Annotated in this window: 15 protein-coding genes and 1 riboswitch; of the genes, 5 read left to right on the top strand and 10 right to left on the bottom strand. The window is 75.6% G+C overall.

The genetic code is table 11. The features are described from left to right. Positions 1 to 38: 38 nt before the first annotated feature. Entirely contained in the window at positions 39 to 566 is a 528-nt protein-coding gene (locus ABTZ17_RS10185; protein ID WP_352195094.1) for a cobalamin biosynthesis protein, read from the bottom strand. Between the two features lie 122 nt (positions 567 to 688). On the opposite strand from ABTZ17_RS10185, the gene ABTZ17_RS10180 reads away from it, so the two are divergent. Further along, positions 689 to 1,459: a ZIP family metal transporter gene (locus tag ABTZ17_RS10180; RefSeq protein ID WP_352195093.1), complete on the top strand. Its 771-nt coding sequence runs from the start codon at positions 689 to 691 to the stop codon at positions 1,457 to 1,459. Between the two features lie 39 nt (positions 1,460 to 1,498). On the opposite strand, the gene ABTZ17_RS10175 is transcribed toward ABTZ17_RS10180, so the two are convergent. The 7 genes from ABTZ17_RS10175 to ABTZ17_RS10145 form a co-directional block, all read right to left on the bottom strand. After that, positions 1,499 to 2,980: a cobyrinic acid a,c-diamide synthase CobB gene (locus ABTZ17_RS10175; protein ID WP_502994634.1), complete on the bottom strand. Its 1,482-nt coding sequence runs from the start codon at positions 2,978 to 2,980 to the stop codon at positions 1,499 to 1,501. After that, entirely contained in the window at positions 2,974 to 3,573 is a 600-nt protein-coding gene (gene cobO / locus ABTZ17_RS10170; protein WP_352195092.1) for a cob(I)yrinic acid a,c-diamide adenosyltransferase, read from the bottom strand. Before cobO ends, ABTZ17_RS10175 begins: the two co-directional genes overlap by 7 nt. Continuing rightward, positions 3,573 to 5,678 (bottom strand): putative cobaltochelatase, encoded by a 2,106-nt coding sequence (locus ABTZ17_RS10165; protein ID WP_352195091.1) that lies wholly within the window; start codon positions 5,676 to 5,678, stop codon positions 3,573 to 3,575. Before ABTZ17_RS10165 ends, cobO begins: the two co-directional genes overlap by 1 nt. 88 nt (positions 5,679 to 5,766) lie before the next feature. Further along, entirely contained in the window at positions 5,767 to 7,287 is a 1,521-nt protein-coding gene (locus ABTZ17_RS10160; protein WP_352195090.1) for a cobyric acid synthase, read from the bottom strand. Further along, positions 7,284 to 8,264, bottom strand: a complete 981-nt coding sequence (locus ABTZ17_RS10155) for a cobalamin biosynthesis protein (RefSeq protein ID WP_352195089.1) — start codon at positions 8,262 to 8,264, stop codon at positions 7,284 to 7,286. Before ABTZ17_RS10155 ends, ABTZ17_RS10160 begins: the two co-directional genes overlap by 4 nt. A gap of 56 nt (positions 8,265 to 8,320) precedes the next feature. Further along, positions 8,321 to 8,444, bottom strand: a riboswitch (cobalamin riboswitch). 193 nt (positions 8,445 to 8,637) lie between these two features. Then, on the bottom strand, positions 8,638 to 8,859 hold the full coding sequence (locus ABTZ17_RS10150; RefSeq protein ID WP_352195088.1) for a hypothetical protein: 222 nt from the start codon (positions 8,857 to 8,859) through the stop codon (positions 8,638 to 8,640). A gap of 29 nt (positions 8,860 to 8,888) precedes the next feature. Continuing rightward, positions 8,889 to 10,148, bottom strand: a complete 1,260-nt coding sequence (locus ABTZ17_RS10145) for an inorganic phosphate transporter (protein ID WP_352195087.1) — start codon at positions 10,146 to 10,148, stop codon at positions 8,889 to 8,891. Positions 10,149 to 10,480: 332 nt separating this feature from the next. On the opposite strand from ABTZ17_RS10145, the gene ABTZ17_RS10140 reads away from it, so the two are divergent. Together ABTZ17_RS10140 and ABTZ17_RS10135 are read left to right on the top strand one after the other, a co-directional pair. Beyond that, positions 10,481 to 11,638: an alpha/beta hydrolase gene (locus ABTZ17_RS10140; protein ID WP_352195086.1), complete on the top strand. Its 1,158-nt coding sequence runs from the start codon at positions 10,481 to 10,483 to the stop codon at positions 11,636 to 11,638. A 214-nt stretch (positions 11,639 to 11,852) separates the two neighbouring features. Continuing rightward, entirely contained in the window at positions 11,853 to 13,166 is a 1,314-nt protein-coding gene (locus ABTZ17_RS10135) for a hypothetical protein (protein WP_352195085.1), read from the top strand. Between the two features lie 61 nt (positions 13,167 to 13,227). Here ABTZ17_RS10135 and ABTZ17_RS10130 read toward each other — a convergent pair whose 3' ends face one another. Both ABTZ17_RS10130 and ypfJ read right to left on the bottom strand, forming a co-directional pair. Continuing rightward, positions 13,228 to 13,623 (bottom strand): VOC family protein, encoded by a 396-nt coding sequence (locus ABTZ17_RS10130; protein WP_352195084.1) that lies wholly within the window; start codon positions 13,621 to 13,623, stop codon positions 13,228 to 13,230. Between the two features lie 67 nt (positions 13,624 to 13,690). After that, a complete protein-coding gene (gene ypfJ / locus ABTZ17_RS10125; RefSeq protein WP_352195083.1) occupies positions 13,691 to 14,581 on the bottom strand; it encodes a KPN_02809 family neutral zinc metallopeptidase in 891 nt (296 codons plus the stop codon). Between the two features lie 161 nt (positions 14,582 to 14,742). Here ypfJ and ABTZ17_RS10120 point away from each other — a divergent pair, with 161 nt between their 5' ends. Then, positions 14,743 to 15,510 carry a hypothetical protein gene (locus tag ABTZ17_RS10120; RefSeq protein ID WP_352195082.1) on the top strand — a complete coding sequence of 256 codons (768 nt, stop codon included), beginning with the start codon at positions 14,743 to 14,745 and terminating at the stop codon, positions 15,508 to 15,510. An 80-nt stretch (positions 15,511 to 15,590) separates the two neighbouring features. After that, positions 15,591 to 17,189 carry an ABC-F family ATP-binding cassette domain-containing protein gene (locus tag ABTZ17_RS10115; protein WP_352195081.1) on the top strand — a complete coding sequence of 533 codons (1,599 nt, stop codon included), beginning with the start codon at positions 15,591 to 15,593 and terminating at the stop codon, positions 17,187 to 17,189. Positions 17,190 to 17,258 lie beyond the last annotated feature (69 nt).

The raw sequence follows: 17,258 nt of genomic DNA, 5'->3' as shown, positions 1-17,258 counted from the left end.
ATCGGGGATTCGGGTCAGCACGTCACCGTGCGGTCGTCCTATCGCCCGGTCACTTTCACCGCGAGGTCCACCAGCGCGGCGCCCTCCGCCCCGCCCGCCGCCGCGGCCCCCGCCCCCGGGGCCGGCACCGCGGCCGGCGCGGCGACCGGGGCCGGACCGGCGGGGGAGGGGGCCTCCGGGCCGGGGGCCGTGGCCACCGCGCAGGTGGCCCGCGCCGACACCGTCTTGGACACCAGCAGCCGGCCGCCGCCCGCCAGGGCCGCCGCCTCCGCCACCGAAGGGGTCCCGGTCGCGGACCGGACCCGCGCCGAGGGATGCGGCACCGGCACCCCGGCCAGCACCCCCGCCGGATAGCCCAGCAGCGGCACCCCGAAGCGCTCGGCGGCCCCGAGGAGTCCGGCCTCCGCGCTCCGGGCGTCCACGGTGGCCAGGGCCGTCACCGCGGCTCGGGGCAGCCCGGCGCCCCGCAACGCGCCCTCGACCAGGGCGCACACCTCCTCGGCGGACACCCCGCCGCGGGCACCGACACCGACGACGACGCGGGTGGGGTCCGCGCCTCCGGTCACCTGTGGGGCCGGCCCCTGGCCGGGGAGGCCGGGGGACCCAGACGATCCAGTCAACCGTTCGTCCTTCCGAAACGTGGGGGATGGGCGTGCGTGCGGGCCCCGCAATCGATATGCAGGGGCCCATGGCGGTGATCGTCGCGCTGGGCGCGTTCCTCATGACACTGGCCGGCGGGTGGACGGCGCAGCGCGTCACCGACCGCAGGCACCTCGTACTGGGCCTCGCGGGCGGGCTGATGCTCGGCGTGGTCGGCCTCGACCTGCTCCCGGAGGCCCTGGAAGCGGCGGGCGACGAGGTGTTCGGAGTACCCGCCGCCCTGCTGCTCTTCGTGGCCGGGTTCCTCGTGGCCCACGTGGTGGAACGCCTCCTGGCGGTCCGGCACGCCGGACACGGCGGCGGGGACGGGAGCGCGGGCGGCGCCGCCGACACCGGGACCGGCACCCTCCGGGACGGCCGGGCCCCGCAGGTGGGCCTCACCGCGGCCGCCGCGATGGTCGGCCACAGCCTCGCCGACGGGGTGGCCCTGGGAGCCGCCTTCCAGGTCGGCGGCGGCATGGGGGCCGCCGTCGCCCTCGCCGTCATCACCCACGACTTCGCCGACGGGTTCAACACGTACACCCTCGCGAGCCTCTACGGGAACGCCCGCCGCAAGGCCCTCGCGATGCTCTTCGCGGACGCCGTCGCCCCCGTCGTGGGAGCGGCCTCCACGGCCTTCTTCACCCTTCCGAGGGAACCCCTCGGGGCCTATCTCGGCTTCTTCGGCGGGGCCCTGCTCTACCTCGCCGCCGCCGAGATCCTCCCCGAGGCCCACCACGATCACCCCGCCCTGTCCACCCTGCTCTGCACGGTCGGCGGCGTGGCCGGGATCTGGCTGGTGGTGGGCATCGCGGAATGAGCCGGCGGGACCGACGCCCGGTCTCACGGGGTCACCGGCTCACCGGGAGGCCCCGGGCCCGCCCGGCCGGTCCGCCCGCCGGGCCAGCGCCGCCGCCACGAACCGGCGGGCCACCGACGGCTCCGCCGCCCAGTGCGTGTGCAGGTAGCTGGCGTGCACCCCGCCCCGCACGAAGCCCTCCAACCGGCGCTCCGGGTGCACGAACCCCCAGGCCGGCTCCGGGCCCGCGCCCGGTTCGACCACCGTGCGGTGGAACTCGTGGCCGCGCAGCCGGGTCCCGGCCGCCGCGAGGGGGCTGTCGGAGACCGCCACCGCCTCCCGGTAGCCCAGGGTGAGCCGCTCCGACATCCGGGCCTCCGCGTCGAGGACCCCGCACATCGACCGGCCGTCCAGGGACCGGGCCAGGTACAGCAGCCCCGCGCACTCCGCGGCCACCGGCGCCCCGGCCGCCGCCAGGTCGGCGACCGCCTTGCGCAGCGGCTCGTTCGCGGCCAGCTCCGGGGCGTACACCTCGGGGAATCCCCCGCCCACCACCAGGGCGTCGGTGCCCTCCGGCAGGGACTCCTCGCGCAACGGGTCGAAGGGCACGACCTCGGCGCCGGCGGCCCGCAGCAGTTCCGCGTGCTCGGCGTAGGAGAAGGTGAAGGCGGGACCGCCGGCGACCGCGATCACCGGCCGGCCGCCCGCGGGCGCCGCACCGCCGTCGGGTCCGGACGCGGACCCGGCACCGGCCCCCGCGCCGGCCGTCGCGGCCTCCCGGTCCGCGGCGGCGGCCACGGCCGCCTCCGGGGACCAGACCTCCGTGTCCAGCGGCGGCGCGGTCCGGGCCAGCGCCCACAGCGCCTCCAGGTCGCAGCCCTGCCGGACCTGTTCCTCCAGGGCCCGTACGGAGGCCAGCGCGTCGGCCCGCCGCTCGGCGACCGGCACCAACCCCAGGTGCCGGGACGGGGCCGCCACCTGCGGGGCCCGCCGCAGCACCCCCAGCACCGGCATCCCGGCCTCCTCCAGCGCCTCCCGCAGCATGACCTCGTGCCGGTCGGAACCGACCTTGTTGAGGATCACCCCGCCGAGCCGCACCTGCGGATCGAAGGAGGCGAAGCCGTGCGCCAGCGCCGCCACCGACCGGGACTGCGAGGAGGCGTCCACCACGAGCACCACCGGCGCCCGCAGCAGCTTCGCCACCTGCGCGGTGGAGGCCAGCTCGCCCCGGCCCGCGGCCCCGTCGTATAGGCCCATGACCCCCTCGACCACCGCCAGGTCGCAGCCGGCCGCCCCGTGCGCGAACAGCGGGGCCACCAGCTCCGGGCCGCACATGAACGCGTCGAGGTTGCGGCCCGGCCGGCCGGTGGCCAGGGCGTGGTAGCCCGGATCGATGTAGTCGGGGCCGGCCTTGTGCGGGGACACGGCCAGCCCGCGCGCGGTGAACGCGGCCATCAGGCCGGTGGCCACCGTGGTCTTGCCGCTGCCCGAGGAGGGCGCGGCCACCACCAGGCGCGGGACGCTCGCGGCGGGATTCACCACTCGATGCCCTTCTGGCCCTTCTGGCCGGTGTCCATCGGGTGCTTCACCTTCGTCATCTCCGTCACCAGGTCCGCGAACTCCACCAGCTCCGCGGGGGCGTTGCGGCCGGTGATCACCACGTGCTGCTGCCCGGGGCGGTTCCGCAGCACCTCGATGACCTCGGCGGTGTCGATCCACCCCCAGTGCAGCGGGTAGGCGAACTCGTCGAGGACGTACAGCCGGTGGGTCTCGGCGGCCAGGTCCCGCTTGACCTGCTCCCAGCCCTCCCGGGCGGCCTGCTCGTTGTCGAGCTGCGCGTCCCGCTGCACCCAGGACCAGCCCTCGCCCATCTTGTGCCAGACCACGGACCCGCCCTTGCCGGTCTCGCCGAGGGCCTTGAGGGCGTTCTCCTCGCCGACCTTCCACTTGGCCGACTTCACGAACTGGAACACCCCGATGGGCCAGCCCTGGTTCCAGGCGCGCAGCGCCAGCCCGAAGGCGGCGGTGGACTTGCCCTTGCCGGGGCCGGTGTGGACGAACACCAGCGGCCGGTTGCGGCGCTGGCGGGTGGTGAGTCCGTCGTCGGGGACGACGGAAGGCTGTCCCTGGGGCATTACGCGGCCCTCCTGAGGTGGTGGTGGGTGTCCGAAGCCGTGCGCACGTCCTTGACCAGGCCGGCGATCGAGTCGGCCCGCAGCCCGTCGAGGGTGACCGCGGTGCCGCGCAGGTCGACGGCCAGCCGGCCGGCGAGCCCCAGGCGCACCGGCCCGGTCTCGCAGTCCACGACCACGGAGGCGGTGCCCTCCTCGGCCAGCAGCCGCGCCGAACGGGCCGCCAGGCCGAGGGCGTCGGGGCCGGAGGTGGCCCGCCCGTCGGTGACGACGACCAGCAGGGGCCGCCGGGACGGGTCCCGCAGCCGCTCGATCCGCAGCACCTCGCGCGCCTTCAGCAGCCCCGCGGCCAGCGGGGTGCGGCCGCCGGTGGGCAGCTTCTCCAGGCGGGCCGCCGCCGCGTCCACCGAGGAGGTGGGCGGCAGGGCCAGCTCCGCGGAGCCGCCCCGGAAGGTGATCAGGCCGACCTTGTCGCGGCGCTGGTAGGCGTCCAGCAGCAGGGACAGGACGGCGCCCTTGACCGCTCCCATCCGCTGCCGGGCCGCCATCGACCCGGAGGCGTCCACGACGAACAGCACGAGGTTGCCCTCCCGGCCCTCGCGGGCCGCCTGCCGGAGGTCGTCCCGGCGCAGCACCAGGCCCGGCCCGGACCGGCCGCGGGCCCGCTGGTGCGGGGCCGCCGCCTGCACGGTCGCGGCCAGGTGCAGCTTGGTCAGCCGGCCGCGGAGGCGGTGCGATCCGGTGGTCCGGCCGTGCGCGGTACGGGCCCGGGAGCGCCGGCCCGAGGCGCCCTCGCCCAGACCGGGCACGCTGAGGACCTTGGTGCGGAAGGTGGCGGAGGCGCGTACGGCGGCCTGTTCGGGTGCCGGCCCGTCCTGACCCGCCCGCGGGGCGGACTCCGCCGGCTCGGGCTCGGGCTCGGGCGCGGCCGGGTCCTGCGCGGCGGGGTCGTCGGCCGGGTCCGGGGCTTCGGGGGCGTCCGGGGCGCCGCCCTGCGGGGGGATCCCGCCGGGTCCGCCGTCGGGTCCACCGTCGGGTCCGCCCTCGGGCCCGTCGTCCCCGGGACCCTCCGGCTCCGGCTCCGGTTCGGGGTCCTCGTCGGGGAAGCCGTCCAGGATCCGGTCGAGCAGTTCCTCGTCCAGGCCGGGGGCGTCGAAGGGGTTGCGGCGGCGGCGGTGCGGCAGGGCCAGCAGGGCGGCCTGCCGGACGTCCTCCTTGCGGACCTCGGTCCGGCCCGCCCAGGCGGCCAGCGCCGTCGCGGTCCGCGCCATCACGATGTCCGCGCGCATGCCGTCCACCTCGAAGCCGGCGCAGCAGGCGGCGATCCGCAGCAGCGCCGTGTCCCCGAGGACCACCCGGGGGAGCAGGGCGCGGGCCGCGGTCACGCGCTCGCGCACGGCGGCCTCGTCCCCGGCCCAACGCTCCGCGAAGGAGACGGGGTCGGCGTCGTACGCCAGGCGGCGCCGGACCACCTCGACCCGCTGCTCCGGCACCCGGGAGGCCGCGACCTCGACGGTCAGGCCGAACCGGTCGAGGAGCTGCGGGCGCAGCTCGCCCTCCTCCGGGTTCATGGTGCCGACGAGCAGGAAGCGGGCCGCGTGCCGGACGGAGACGCCCTCCCGCTCCACGTAGGAGGAGCCCATCGCGGCGGCGTCGAGGAGGACGTCCACGAGGTGGTCGTGGAGGAGGTTGACCTCGTCCACGTAGAGGATGCCGCGGTGGGCGTCGGCGAGCAGTCCGGGCTCGAAGGACTTCACGCCGTCGGCGAGGGCCCGTTCGATGTCGAGGGCACCGACCAGGCGGTCCTCGGAGGCCCCGACGGGGAGTTCGACCATCCGCGCGGGCCGGTCCTCGCCGCGGTCGGCCCCGTGGGGGCCGTCCGGGCAGCCCGGGTCGGGGGCGCCGGGGGCGCAGGAGAACCGGCAGCCGGGCACCACGTCCACGGCCGGCAGCAGCGAGGTCAGGGCGCGCACGGCCGTGGACTTGGCCGTTCCCTTCTCCCCGCGGACCAGCACCCCGCCGACGGCCGGGCTCACGGCGTTGAGCAGCAGGGCCAGTCGCAGATCGTCCTGGCCGACCACCGCGGTGAACGGAAAGGGCGTACTCAAGACTTCCTCACTCCTTCGAGCGGAACGGCGGTACGGGACCGGCCGGCGGGGACCGCGGCGGCCGGGCGGTGCGGGACGGAGGGCCCGGTCACGGCGCCCCCGGCGGTACGAACGGCAGCCCCGCCGGGGCGCCGTCCTCGATCAGCCGCAGCAGGGCGGCGGTGTCGGCGTGTTCCTCGATCAGGTCGCCGAGGGCGTCGAGCTGTTCCTCGCGCAGGGTGCCGAAGGAGGTGTCGGGGGCGGGCACGAAGCGGCGGCCGGCGGCCCGGGCCACCTCGGTGAGGAAGGCGCGGCGGAAGCCGTCCGACTCCAGCGAGCCGTGCCAGTGGGTGCCCCACACCTCGCCGACCCGGCAGCCGTCGAGGAAGGGGTCGCCGCCGAGGACGTCGGCGACCCCGTGGTGGATCTCGTACCCCTCGACGGTCTCGCCGAGGGCCGAACCGACGGGCCGGGCCAGGGTCTTCTCGGGGTGGAACCGGACCCGCACCGGAAGGAGCCCCAGGCCCGCCACGGTGCCCGCCCGGGATTCCACCTCGTCCTCGATGCGTTCGCCGAGGAGCTGGAAGCCGCCGCAGATCCCGAGGACGGGGCGGCCCTCGGCGGCCCGCCGCGCCAGGGCCGCCGCGAGGCCGCGCTCGCGCAGCCACTCCAGGGCCTTCACGGTGCCCCGGGTGCCGGGGACCACCGCCAGGTCGGCGTCGGCCAGCTCCTCGGGCCGGTCCACGAACCGCACGATCACGCCGGGTTCGGCGGCCAGCGCGTCCACGTCGGTGAAGTTGGACATCAGGGGGACCGCGCACACCGCGACCCGCAGCACGTCCTCGCCGACGGGCGGGGCGACGACGGACTCGCGGACCGTGCCGCGCATCGAGACGCGCAGTCCGTCCTCCTCGTCGATGCCGAGCCCGTGCCGGTACGGCAGCACCCCGAAGGTGGCCCGGCCGGTCAGCGAGCGCAGCATCTCCAGGCCGGGCTCCAGCAGGGACACGTCCCCGCGGAACTTGTTCACCAGGTAGCCCGCGACGAGGGCCTGGTCCCGCTCGGAGAGGAGGGCGGTGGTGCCGAAGAAGGAGGCGAAGACGCCGCCCCGGTCGATGTCGCCGACCACGACCACGGGGAAGTCCGCGGCCCGCGCGATGCCCATGTTCACGATGTCGGTGCGGCGCAGGTTGATCTCGGCGGGGCTGCCCGCGCCCTCGCAGATCACTGCGTCGTACTCGCCCCGCAGCCGCTCCAGGCAGTCCGTCACCACGCCGAGCAGCTGTTCCTGGCGGCCGCCGTGGTAGCCGCGGGCGCTCATCTCGCCGACGGGCTTCCCCAGCAGCACCACCTGGCTGCTGCGGTCGCTGCCGGGCTTGAGCAGGACCGGGTTCATCAGCGCGGTGGGCTCCACCCGGGCGGCCTGCGCCTGCATGGCCTGGGCCCGGCCGATCTCGGCGCCCTCGCGGGTCACGAAGGAGTTCAGGGACATGTTCTGCGCCTTGAACGGCGCGACCTTCACACCCCGGCGGACCAGCCAGCGGCAGATCCCGGCCGTGACCACGCTCTTGCCCGCGTCGGAGGTCGTCCCGGCGACCAGCAGGCCGCCGCCCCGTCGGGTGCCGCTCATCGGAGTCCCTTCCCTGCCCGGGCGGCGAGCGCCCCGGAGACGAGGGTCCGGCCCGCCGCGCAGGCGCCCAGCGCGAGCCAGGTCACCTGTCGGGAGAGCCGTACCGCCCGTGCGATGTCGGCGGTGCCGGCCGGGCGGCCCGCACCGTTGAGCACCGGCCGGTGTTCGGTCCGGCCGGCGTAGGAGAGCGTGCCGCCCATCCGGACGCCCAGGGCGCCCGCGAAGGCGGCTTCCACGGGTCCGGCGTTGGGGCTGGGGTGCGCGCCGGCGTCGGCCTTCCAGGCCCGGGCCGCCCCCCGGCGGTCCGGGCCGGCGAGCACGGCGGCGGCGGCCGTCAGCCGGGCCCCCGGCCAGCCGGCCACGTCGTCGAGGCGGGCGGAGGCCCAGCCGTAGCGCAGGTGGCGGGGGGAACGGTGGCCGACCATGGCGTCGAGGGTGTTCACGGCGCGGAAGGCGAGCAGGCCGGGCACTCCGCCGACGGCCCCCCACACCAGGGCGCCGACGACGGCGTCGGAGGTGTTCTCGGCCACGGACTCCACCACCGCGCGGGCGATCTGCCGCGCGTCCAGGGAGTGCGGGTCGCGGCCGCACAGGTGGGGCAGCCGGGCCCGGGCGGCGGCGATGTCCCCGGAGTCCAGGGCGGCGCCGATGGCGCGGGCCTCGCGGCCCAGGGAGGTGCCGCCCACGACGGCCCAGGTGGCGGCGGCGGTCAGGGCGATCCGCAGCGGGGCGGGGCCCCGGCGGACGGCCGCGGCGGCCAGTGCCCCCACGGCGGCGGCGCCGCCCACGCAGACCGCGGTGTGCAGGACCCCGCGGGCGCGTTGGGTATCGGGGCGGGCGGTCCACAGGGAGCGCTCGACGGCGGCGGCGGCCCGTCCGAAGGCGGCGACGGGGTGTCCGCGGCGCGGATCCCCGAGGATCCGGTCGGCGACCAGCCCGGCCGCCGCGCCGTACGCGAACACGCGGTCGGCACGCATGGCAGGTATGTCCTCACTCAGGGTCCGCGCCCTGGTTCGACGTGACCGGCGGTGAGAGTCTCCTGGCTCCCGGATCGGCGCTTCCCCCGGCCTTCCCGCCCCGGAGGGCCGTGACGCACGGTGGGGGAGAGCTCCCCGGTGACAGTGGCGGGACCGCGCCGGATTCGCACCGGACTTCCTCTCCTGCCGCCGCTATGGCCCGGGCAGTCCACCACGCACCGAGACGGCCCGTCAACTCGCCGTTGACCTGCGACGGGACAGTGTGCGCAGCCCCACACCGGGACGCGGGCCCCGGCTCGCCGGGCCGCCGTCCCGGGGCCCGGGTACGCGAAAGCTCCCCCGGGCGGTCGGCCCGGGGGAGCTTTCGGGGTCGTCAGGCGACGATCAGGTAGATGCCGTACGACACGGCCGCCGCGCAGAGCGCGAAGGCTCCGTAGGCGGCGCCGCGGGCCAGGGTGGCGCTGCCGCCCTGCTCGGTCGCGGCCTCGTGCTTGGAGAGGCCGACGAGGCCGAGGACGAAGAGGGTGACCAGGACCACGGTGGCCGTGAGGCTGACTCCGAAGACGGAGCCGAGGGCTGCCCAATCGATCTTCATGCTGCTGATCCTCTGTTCTGGTGCGGCGGTCAGACCGTGGCGGCCGGGGCCGCCGGAGCCGCGGGGTCCTGGTGCGGGGCCGGGATGGTGGCCTTGAGCTCCTCGTCGGAGACCGCGGCGGTGGTGCCGGCCGGGGGCGGGGTGACCGCCGCGATGGCCGTGGTGACCACGCCGGGAGCCTCGTCCGTGTCGGTCGCGTTCACGTTGTTGTGGTCGACGACCTCACGGCGGGAGATCTTCCAGATGGCGAAGCAGGAGCCCACGAGGAAGACGGTCACGGCGGCGATGCCGATGTCACCGGTCCGCATGACCAGCTCGGCGAGGGCCGAGACCAGGGCGGCGGCGGGCAGGGTCAGACCCCACGCGGCGAACATCCGGGTGGCGGTGGACCAGCGGACCACACCGCCCTTGCGGCCGAGGCCGGCACCCATCACGGCGCCGGAGCAGGCGTGCGTGGTGGAGAGGGAGAAGCCCAGGTGGGAGGAGGCCAGGATGACGCTCGCGGCCGAGGTCTGGGCCGCGAAGCCCTGCTGCGGCTGGAGGTCCGTCAGGCCCTTGCCCATGGTGCGGATGATGCGCCAGCCACCGAGGTAGGTGCCCAGGGCGATGGCCACACCGGCCGAGACGATGACCCACACCGGCGGGTTGGCGTCCGGGTGCAGGGCGCCACCGGCGACCAGGGCCAGGGTGATGATGCCCATGGTCTTCTGCGCGTCGTTGGTGCCGTGCGCGAGGGAGACCAGACCGGCCGAGGCGATCTGACCGGCGCGGTAGCCCTTGGCGGAGGTCTTCTCGCCGACCTTCCCGCCGAGCTTGTACGTCATCTTCGCCGCCAGCATCGAGGCGATGCCCGCCACGAGCGGGGCCGCGATGGCCGGGATCAGGACCTTGGTGACCAGGGTGCCGCCGTTGACGGCGCCGAGACCGGCGGACGCGACGGCCGCACCGACCAGGCCGCCCATCAGGGCGTGCGAGGAGCTGGAGGGCAGACCGACCAGCCAGGTGACCAGGTTCCACAGGATCGCGCCGACGAGCGCGGCGTAGATCACTTCGGGCTGGATGCCCTCCTCGTTGACCAGACCCTTGGAGATGGTCCTGGCCACCTCCACGGACAGGAAAGCGCCGACGAGGTTGAGCACGGCGGACATGGCCACCGCCGTCTTGGGCTTGAGAGCGCCAGTCGAGATGGTGGTGGCCATCGCGTTGGCGGTGTCGTGGAAACCGTTCGTGAAGTCGAAGACGAGAGCGGTAACGATCACGATCCCGAGGAGAAGCGTTATGTGCTCCATTTACCCAGGCTTCTGTTTGAGGTCAGTGGCTCGGCGACCGTAGGCAACCTGGGTGAACGGAAGATGAACTGGGTCGGGCGGAGCGGTGTACCGGATCGGAGGCAGTCCCCCCGGTACTGACCGATTCTCTCCTGTTCCTCCGCATTCGTGCAGGTCGGAGGCGGGTAAACGGAATGCAAGCGGAACCTCCGCGACCGGCTCCGCGGGCCTGCGGGCCGCCACCGGCGAGATCCTTGTCACCCTCCCGGGCGCCCACCCGCCCGGCCCCCACCGGCCGGGCCCCGACGATCTCCCCGGTGGCCGCCCCGCCCACCCCGCCCGACACTGGTGCCGTGCGCACCGCTACAGCGACGGCAGCGGCCGTCACCACGCTCCTGGGAGCCGGGGCGGCGGCCGTCGCGGCCGTCGCGGCCGGCCGGTACGCCGGCGACGCCGCCCTGCGGCCCGCCCCCGGCCGCCCCCTCCCCGGCGGCCCCCGGCTCAGCGTCCACGCCGCGGGCGACGGCCACGTCACCCTCACCCGCTCCCTGGCCTCGCTCCGGCCCGGCACCTACGGACTGGACGCCCCCGGCGTGCACGCCGTCGTCGGACCGGTCCTCGACGGCGTCCCGCACGCCCCCGACACCGTGGTCCGCCGGCTGGTCCGGGTCAGCCACGGCCGCCTCGACCCCGGCACCCGGGTCCGCCTCACCCCCCGGCTGTACGTCGGCGACCCCCGCTCCGCCCTCGGGCTCGACCACGCCGACGTGGACGTCCCCGGCGAGCTCGGCCCGCTGCCCGCCTGGTTCCTGCCCGGCGCCCGCACCACCTGGGTGATCGCCGTCCACGGACTCGGCGCCACCCGCGAGCACCCCATGAACCTGATGCCCTTCCTGCACCGACACCGGCTCCCCGTGCTCTCCCTCGCCTACCGCAACGACCTCGGCGCCCCCGCCTCCCCCGACGGCCTCGGCCACCTCGGCGAATCGGAATGGCGCGACCTCGACGCCGCCCTCCGCTACGCGGTCCGCTACGGCGCCGAGCGGGTGGTCCTGCACGGCTGGTCCACCGGGGCCGCCATGGCCCTGCACGCCGCCTCCCGCTCCGCCCTGGCCGCCCGGATCGCCGGGCTGGTCCTGGACTCGCCGGTCCTCGACTGGCACCTGACCCTGCGCGCCCTGGCCGCCGCCCGCGGCGTACCCGCTCCGCTCCTGCCGCTGGCCGTCCGGGCCGCCGAGGGCCGGGCCGGACTCCGCGGCACCCGCGCCCCCGGAGTTCCGGGAGCCCCGGGAGCCCCGGGCGTCCCCGAGATCCCCGAGGTGCCCGTCCTGATGTTCCACGGTCCCGGGGACACCCTGGCCCCCTGGGACCTCTCCCGCCGGCTCGCCGCCGCCCGGCCGGACCTGATCACCCTGCACACCGTTCCCGACGCCCCGCACGGAGCCATGTGGAACGCCGCCCCCGACCGGTACGAAGAGGCCCTGCGCCGCTTCCTCACCCCCCTCATGTGAGCCGCGACCTCCTCCGTCGATAGGTGCCGAAATACCGGTTCGTCCCGATCCGTCCCGTCCGCCACCGGCAGTAACGACCCATTCCGTTTGGGCTTTCGGCGGGGGACGGGCGAGACTGCTCCCTGTGACGTCCCGAAAGCCTGATGAGCAGTTGGCTCGCGACTCCAGACTCCGGCTGGTCTCCCCGCGCTCCATCGCCACGGCAAGAACGGCCGTGGCGAACCGGCGACCCCGTCCGGCCCCCCGGCCGCCCGAGGGCACCCCCGGCACGGCCGAACTCGCCGCCCGGGCCCGGGCCTCACTCTCCGACGCCGCCCGCCTGGCCCGCTGGGCCGAGCGGCAGTACGGCGGCGGCCCCGGCGAACCCCCCTGCCCCAGCCCCCTCCTCTCCGGGGACGAGGCCGAACGGGCCGCGACCGCCCTGGGCCTGACCCCCGGCCAGATCCGCGTCGGCTGGGACCGGGCCCGCCTCTCCGGACTCGTCGAGGTGCACGGCGGCCACGCCCGCCCCGGCTGGCGCCTGCGCGCCTGGGACCGCGACGACTCCGCCGTCCTGCGCGGCTGGGTGGCCGTCTTCGACGCCTGGTCCCTGATCCACCCCGCCCCCGACGGCGTCGACCCCGCCGCCGTGGCCGAGGTGGTCGAGGCCATGCCCCAGCTGCTCTCCTGGCTCCAGCTCTCGGCGGGCCCCGTCACCGTGCCCGCCCTCCTCGACATGCTCGGCCAGCGCGTGGCCGAACTCCGCGAGGAACGCTGCGAGGTCCCCTACGAGGGCGCCACCGAGGACGGCCCCGCCGCCGACCCCGCCACCCTCTCCCGCCTGCTCCGCTGGGCCCTCGGCTGCCTCGGCGCCGTGGACGCCCTCGTCCTCGGCCCGGCCCGCGCCACCCTCACCCCCCTCGGCAGCTGGGCGGTCTGGGTCAAGCTGGAACAGATCTGCGTGGCCGCCCAGAGCCCCGCCGGGAACATCGAACAGTCCGCCGCCGCCATGCTCCGCGGCTGCGCCCGGCTCACCCCCGGCCCCGCACGTGCCGAGTACCGCGCCTGGCTGGCGGCCCGCACCGTCGGCAGTGCCGTCACCGAGCTCCTCCAGGCCGCCCGCGGCGAGGACGCCCTCGTCCGCGGCCTCGCCTTCGAGGCCCTGCGGGTGGTCGGCGCCCCCGCCGAACCCGAGGTCCGCGCCGCCGCCGATGATCCGGGACTGCGCCCCTACGCCCTGCTCTGGCTCGCCGAGCACGACGGGGCCGACCCGGAGGAGGCCCAGGAGGTCCTCACCCGCGAGGAGGCCACCTGGCTGTGGGTGGACACCGCGGCCGCGGTCGCCGACCACGGCGAGGCCGACGTCCTGGTCCGCCACCTCGACGCGGCGGTCCGCACCACCGTCCCCCGCCTCCTCGACGAGGTCCGCGCGGTCGGACACCCCCGCACTGTGCAGGTCCTGATCGCCCTCGCCGCCGCCCACCCCGACCCGGCCCTCGCCAAGGCCGTCCGCCGGGCCGCCTTCCAGGTGCACACCGGCGGCGAATGACCGCCCCGCCCCGGGGCCGGAAGGCCCCGGGGGAGCGGGGGCGGGGGCGCGGGCGGCGGCCTCAGACCGCCGGGGCGTAGGTGCCGAAGCTCCAGACGTTCCCCTCCGCGTCCCGCCCCATCCAGTCCCGCGAGCCGTAGTCCTGGTCGGTGGGCGGCATCACCACCTCCACCCCGTGCTCCACCGCCCGCGCGTGGTGCGCGTCCACGTCCTCCACCACCACGTACACCCCCGTCGGTCCCGCCCCCGCCATCACCGTGTCGAAGGCCCCGCCCCGGCCCTTGCTGCCCAACATCACCACCCCGTTGCCGTACGCCAGCTCCGCGTGCGTCACGCTGCCGTCCTCGCCCTCGTACACCGCGACCCGCGTGAAGCCGAACGCCTCCGTCAGCTGCTGGACGGCCGCCTTCGCGTCCGCGTACAGCAGCGTCGGACAGATGGACGGTGAGCCCGCCATGGCCATCACTTCCCTCTCCAAGCCGTGCCTGTGATCCGGGCCACAGCATGGCAGGCCCGGGCGACCGTCACCGGAAGGTGTTGCACTGGGCCATGTCGCCCGTCCGGTACCCCTGGTAGAACCACTGCTGCCGCTGCTGCGCCGAACCGTGCGTCCAGCTCTCCGGGGTCACCCGCCCCTGGAACTTCTCCTGGATCCGGTCGTCGCCCACCGCCGCGGCCGCGCTCAGCCCGTCCTTGATGTCCTCGTCCGTCAGCTTCGTGATCAGCGGCCGCCCGGTGGACTCGTCCGGGGTCCGGGTGGCGTTGTGCGCCCACACCCCCGCGTAGCAGTCCGCCTGGAGCTCCACCTTCACCGCGTTGCTGTCCGCGCCCTGCCGCCCGTCCTGCGCCTTCTGCAGGGTGCCGGTCAGGTTCTGGATGTGGTGCCCGTACTCGTGCGCCACCACGTACGCCTGCGCGAACGGCCCGCCCGTCGCCCCGAACTTCGTCCGCAGCTCGTCGAAGAACCCCAGGTCCAGGTAGACCTTCCGGTCCGCCGGACAGTAGAAGGGCCCCACCGCCGAGGTGGCCGAACCGCAGGCCGTCCCCACCCGCCCGGTGAAGAACACCGTCTGCGCGGGCGAGTACGTCCCGCCGCGGCGGGTGAACTCCTGCCGCCAGAAGTCCTGCGCACTGTTGACCACCGCCACGATCCGGCAGTCCTCCCGGGTGTTCGCGTCCTGCCCCGTCCGGCAGGCCGTCTGCACCTGCGCCGCCGAGGAGGACGTCGCCGCGGGCTCGTCCGGCCCGGAGGACAGCCCCAGCTGGTCCGGACCCACCCCGAACAGCAGGCCCATCACCAGCGCGATCAGACCCGCGATGCCCCCGCCGATGGTGGCCCTGCCCCCCGGGATGCGGCTGCCCCGCACGTCCTTGACCTCGGAGGTGTCCAGATTGGCGTCGTCATCGAACTGCATCCCGCACCGTCCTCGTCGGTCCGCACGCGCCGGACGCGGCACCCGGCCCCTCCATCCTGGTACGCCCACCCCCCGTACGGCGCCGGACGAGGGCCGAACGGGGGACCCTCGGCCCCGCCGCCCCCACCACCGGCCCCCGCCCCCGCTACGCTCCCCGACCCGTGAGCCCTGCGCCGAACACCTCCGCCCGACCCGGCACCCGGCTCGTCCTGCCCCTCCTCGGGGCGGCCCTCGCGGCCCTGGCCGCCGTCCCCCTCGCGCAGACCGCCGCCCGACACCCGGACCCCGCGCCCTACGGCGACCGCATCACCCCCCACCCCGGCCCCCCGGCCCCGGCCGCCGCCGCGGAGCCCGTGCCCCGGCTCGCCGGCCCCGCCGTCGAGGCCCGCCGCCCCGGCACCGGCCGCCCTGCCTGGACCTACCGCCGCGAGGGCAGCCGCCCCCTCGACCTCCGCGCCGTCCCCGGCCACGCCTTCACCCTCTGGGACGACGGCCTCGTCACCGACACCACCCCCACCGGCACCGTCCGCTGGCACCGCGCCGTACCTGCCCTGCCCGACCGCCCCACCGGCGCCCTCCAGCCCCTCGACCCGGCCGGCCGGATGCTCGCCGTGATCACCCCCCGGCACGTCTCCGCCTACCGCACCGCCGACGGCGACCTCCGCTGGGTGCTCACCGCGCGCGAGGGCTGCGTCCACGACCCGACCCGGCAGGCCAGGATCGGCGCCGTCCTCCTCCTCGCCCGCCCCTGCGCCGACCCCGACGCCCCCTGGACCGACACCCTGGTCGCCGTGGACGCCCTCGGTCGGCTCAGCCCGCACCGCCGCCCCCTGGGCAACGGGCTCCCGGGTGAGGCCACTCACAGCCCCCGGACCCAGTCCCGTACCGCCGTTAGACTGGTGGGCATGTCACATCTCCTTGCGCATTAGCGGCGTCGAAGCAACGCGACCAGCCCTCACGGCGCGAGCAGCGCCGTCCTTCCGCCGTCCATACCGCCCTGGAGTCCTCCGTGATCACCGCCACCGGCATCGAGCTGCGCGCCGGCGCCCGCATCCTGATCGAGTCCGCCTCCTTCCGCGTCGCCAAGGGCGACCGCATCGGCCTCGTCGGCCGCAACGGCGCGGGCAAGACCACCCTCACCAAGTGCCTCGCGGGCGAGGGCCAGCCCGCCGCCGGCACCATCACCCGCTCCGGTGAGGTCGGCTACCTGCCGCAGGACCCGCGCACCGGCGACCTCGACATCCTCGCCCGCGACCGGATCCTCTCCGCCCGCGGCCTCGACGTGCTCATCAAGAAGATGCGCGCCAACGAGGACCGCATCGCCAACGGCTCCGGCGCCACCCGCGAGAAGGCACTGCGCCAGTACGAGCGCCAGGAGACCGAGTTCCTCACCAAGGGCGGGTACGCCGCCGAGTCCGAGGCCGCCACCATCTCGGCCGCCCTCGGCCTGCCCGACCGCGTCCTCGGCCAGCCCCTGCACACCCTCTCCGGCGGCCAGCGCCGCCGCGTCGAGCTGGCCCGGATCCTCTTCTCGGACGCCGACACCCTCCTCCTCGACGAGCCCACGAACCACCTCGACGCCGACTCCATCGTCTGGCTCCGCGACTACCTCAAGACCTACCGCGGCGGGTTCATCGTGATCTCCCACGACGTGGACCTGGTCGAGACGGTGGTCAACAAGGTGTTCTACCTGGACGCCAACCGCTCCGTGATCGACGTCTACAACATGGGCTGGAAGCTCTACCAGCAGCAGCGCGAGGCCGACGAGAAGCGCCGCAAGCGCGAGCGCCAGAACGCCGAGAAGAAGGCCGCGGCCCTCAACTCGCAGGCCGACAAGATGCGCGCCAAGGCCACCAAGACCGTCGCCGCCCAGAACATGGCCAAGCGCGCCGACCGCCTGCTCGCCGGCCTGGACGCCGTCCGCGTCTCCGACAAGGTCGCCAAGCTCCGCTTCCCGGACCCGGCCCCCTGCGGCAAGACCCCGCTCACCGCCGAGGGCCTCTCCAAGTCCTACGGCTCCCTGGAGATCTTCACCGACGTCGACCTGGCCATCGACAAGGGCTCCCGCGTGGTCATCCTCGGCCTCAACGGCGCGGGCAAGACCACCCTGCTCCGGCTCCTCGCCGGCGCGGAGAAGCCCGACACCGGCGAGGTCACCCCCGGCCACGGCCTCAAGCTCGGCTACTACGCCCAGGAGCACGAGACCCTGGACCCGGAGCGCACCGTCCTGGAGAACATGCGCTCCGCCGCCCCCGACCTCGACCTCGTCGACGTCCGCAAGACCCTGGGCTCCTTCCTGTTCTCCGGCGACGACGTGGACAAGCCCGCGGGCGTGCTCTCCGGCGGCGAGAAGACCCGACTGGCCCTCGCCACCCTCGTGGTCTCCTCCGCCAACGTCCTCCTCCTCGACGAGCCCACCAACAACCTCGACCCCGCCAGCCGCGAGGAGATCCTCGGGGCCCTGCGCACCTACAAGGGCGCCGTCATCCTCGTCACCCACGACGAGGGCGCCGTGGACGCCCTGGAACCGGAGCGGATCATCCTGCTCCCGGACGGCGTCGAGGACCTCTGGGGACCCGACTACAAGGACCTCGTGGCCCTGGCCTGAGCCCCGACCGCCCCCTTCCGGCCCTGGTCGGGGGCGTGATCCGGCCCGCCGACCGGTTTCCGGCCGGGA

Source organism: Streptomyces sp. NPDC097619, from assembly GCF_040302735.1.
Lineage (GTDB): Bacteria > Actinomycetota > Actinomycetes > Streptomycetales > Streptomycetaceae > Streptomyces.
Note: the sequence above shows the minus strand (reverse complement) of the source record. Positions and strands in the feature narration are given on the sequence as shown.

Bases quoted from the DNA above. Each gene is read 5' to 3' on its own strand.
- ABTZ17_RS10180 (WP_352195093.1), top strand. From the start codon at position 689: ATGGCGGTGATCGTCGCGCTGGGCGCGTTCCTCATGACACTGGCCGGC.
- cobO (WP_352195092.1), bottom strand. From the start codon at position 3,573: ATGCCCCAGGGACAGCCTTCCGTCGTCCCCGACGACGGACTCACCACC.
- ABTZ17_RS10160 (WP_352195090.1), bottom strand. From the start codon at position 7,287: ATGAGCGGCACCCGACGGGGCGGCGGCCTGCTGGTCGCCGGGACGACC.
- ABTZ17_RS10155 (WP_352195089.1), bottom strand. From the start codon at position 8,264: ATGCGTGCCGACCGCGTGTTCGCGTACGGCGCGGCGGCCGGGCTGGTC.
- ABTZ17_RS10150 (WP_352195088.1), bottom strand. From the start codon at position 8,859: ATGAAGATCGATTGGGCAGCCCTCGGCTCCGTCTTCGGAGTCAGCCTC.
- ABTZ17_RS10145 (WP_352195087.1), bottom strand. From the start codon at position 10,148: ATGGAGCACATAACGCTTCTCCTCGGGATCGTGATCGTTACCGCTCTC.
- ABTZ17_RS10130 (WP_352195084.1), bottom strand. From the start codon at position 13,623: ATGGCGGGCTCACCGTCCATCTGTCCGACGCTGCTGTACGCGGACGCG.
- ypfJ (WP_352195083.1), bottom strand. From the start codon at position 14,581: ATGCAGTTCGATGACGACGCCAATCTGGACACCTCCGAGGTCAAGGAC.